Origin of the sequence: Janthinobacterium sp. BJB401 (genome assembly GCF_013372745.1) — a bacterium.
Lineage (GTDB): Bacteria > Pseudomonadota > Gammaproteobacteria > Burkholderiales > Burkholderiaceae_D > Janthinobacterium > Janthinobacterium rivuli.
Genome location: NZ_JABXFH010000123.1, coordinates 1 through 905, shown reverse-complemented (window position 1 = coordinate 905; position 905 = coordinate 1). Strand labels below are relative to the sequence as shown.

General features: G+C 59.7%; 1 protein-coding gene. It reads right to left on the bottom strand.

Annotated features, from left to right (window positions below):
- Window positions 1-9 precede the first annotated feature (9 nt).
- A protein-coding gene (locus HWE17_RS28455; RefSeq protein WP_255206436.1) for an IS5 family transposase occupies window positions 10-814 on the bottom strand; the annotation gives its coding sequence in 2 pieces (ribosomal slippage) (window positions 10-477 and window positions 479-814; 804 coding nt in all).
- Between the last annotated feature and the right edge of the window lie 91 nt (window positions 815-905).

The following is a 905-nucleotide window of genomic DNA, read 5'->3' as shown; positions in this document are numbered from 1 at the left end:
TAAGAACACCTAACAAAACCTCTGAATATATCGCCAGCAGATGAGTATGCAGGCAAGCGAGAGGAATGCTTGGTGGATATCGGCTCGGCGCTCGTAGCGGATACGCAACCGGCGGAAACGGTGGAGCCAACCGAGTGTGCGTTCGACCACCCAGCGCCATTTACCCAGGCGTTCGCGCGACTCGATGCCGTAGCGGGCTATACGTGGAGCGATGCCACGGCTGCGCAACCAGGCCCGATGGGCACGCGAAGCATATGCCTTGTCGGCGTGCAGTTTGGCCGGACGTTTGCGTGGCCGGCCCGCTAGCCCGGATACGGATGGGACAGTTTCGAGCAGCGGGATCAGCATCCGGGAATCATGTACCTGAGCCCCCGATATGCTCGCCACCAGAGGCAGTCCGCGTTGGTCGACGAGCAGATGGTGCTTGCATCCGAGCTTGCCGCGGTCGGTGGGATTGGGGCCTGTATGCTGTCCGCCGAGGGGGGGATGGCACGCTGGCCGAGTCGACACTGGCGCGTTCCCATTGAATCTGATCGTATTCCCGCAAGTGGTGCAGCATGGCTTCGTGGATGCGTTGCCACACACCAGCCTGTTGCCATGCATGCAGGCGCCGCCAGCAACTCATGCCGCTGCCACAGCCCAATTCACGAGGAAGATATTCCCAGGGCAAGCCTGTCTTGAGGACGAACAGGATACCGGTCAAGGCGGCGCGGTCGTCAATGCGAGGGCGTCCTCCCTTTGGGGAAGGATGATGTACTGGCAGTAAAGGCTGGATCAGCCCCCACAGGTCATCAGGAAGAAGTGCTTTGGCCATGTGATCGGCTCCCAAAAACGATGTCAGGTGAGTTTGACCAGCTTCGGGGCCGTTTGTTTCTATGGGTGAGGTTTTGTTAGGCGTTCTAAGT